This window comes from Mesorhizobium sp. M8A.F.Ca.ET.165.01.1.1 (assembly GCF_004792065.1).
Classification (GTDB): Bacteria; Pseudomonadota; Alphaproteobacteria; order Rhizobiales; family Rhizobiaceae; genus Mesorhizobium.
The window spans coordinates 1-1,274 of record NZ_SRTH01000042.1; the positions used below are offsets into that span (position 1 = coordinate 1).

General features: G+C 65.0%; 1 protein-coding gene. It reads right to left on the minus strand.

The window, feature by feature from the left end:
• Window positions 1-3: 3 nt before the first annotated feature.
• A complete protein-coding gene (locus EN808_RS35030) occupies window positions 4-1,194 on the minus strand; it encodes an integrase core domain-containing protein (RefSeq protein WP_135867834.1) in 1,191 nt (396 codons plus the stop codon).
• Window positions 1,195-1,274 lie beyond the last annotated feature (80 nt).

A 1,274-nucleotide genomic window follows, 5' to 3' on the forward strand; every position in this document is an offset into this window, starting at 1 on the left:
CCCCTATGCATCCGCCGCAGCGCCAAGCGGTTTGGTTGGCGCGGCGCTGCGGCGGACGAGCTTCATACGTCTGGTGTCGATGATGCCAAGCGGATAATCATGGAAGGTAAGTGCCCATTGGCCGTCCTCGGCTTCGGTGGCCGCGACGGCTTCGCCGGCCAGTGATTGCGAGACATAGACGAAGCCGCCATTCCACCTGATCTCGCCATTGTGGCGCACCCAGCGAACCGCGGCCTCTTGCGGATAATCGGGCTCGGGTGGCGTCCTTGGCATGGCTCGTTGCGACGGGCGGTAATGCTGGGCTGGAGTGTCCATGGCAAGCGCCTCATGCGGACGCTCCTCATTGTAGCTGCGCCGGAAGGCTTCGAAGGCCCGGCCCTGAGCCGTTCTGTCGGCCTCCGGGTCCTTGGCCAGTGGCAGCATGGTCAGATGGAAGCGCTCGTGGCGACCGTTCTGCTGTGGCTTGCCGGGCGCGATCCGTTCCAGCGTGATGCCGAGCTTGATGAAGCGCACCGCAAGCGGCGTCAGCCCGGTGACGCCGGCCGACGCGAAGGGCGAGCCATTGTCGCTTCTGAAGCGATCCGGCAGGCCATGCTCCTCAAACAGTCGCTCGAACACCGGCCAGGCCTCGGCGTCCGCCGTCGAGCCCGTCGCTTCGAGCGCCAGAAGGTAGCGGCTCGAGGCATCCATCACCGTCAACGGATCGCAGCGCCACCCGTCGGCAGTCCGGAACCACCCCTTGTGATCGCCAGTCCACACCGCATTCGGCCCTTGCGGCTCCGGCCACGGTCCGTTGCCACAGGCTCGCAGACGTGGCCGCTTGCGGGCGCCTACGAGCCCGTGCCGTGCAAGGATCGCGCCCACCGTCGAGGCCGACGGCCAAACCAGCTCGGGAGCCGTGCGCTTGAGACGCGCCACGATCTTCTTTGGCCCCCACAGCGGATGCACCTCCTTGGCGGCAACGATCCGCTCCACCAGGTCCAGCGCCGTCGCCCGGCCGTGATTGAGCGGCGCGCGAGGCAGATCGTGCAAACCTTCCGGGCCGAACGCGCGATAGCGTCCAAGCCATTTGTAGCCGGTCTTGCGCGATATCCCATAAGACGCACAGAGCTCGATCATCGTCTCTTCACCCGAAAGGCAATCCACAACAAACCGTAGCCGCTCGTCCATGATCCCAGTTTCTCGCCAAACCATCGCCGGTCCTCCCGGCGGACAAGAAAACTGTCACCCATGCTATCGGTCCATTCTGTTACCTATCTATCCGGTTCGGACAC

Coding starts and splice junctions, on each gene's coding strand:
- EN808_RS35030 (WP_135867834.1), bottom strand. CDS start 1,194: ATGGTTTGGCGAGAAACTGGGATCATGGACGAGCGGCTACGGTTTGTT.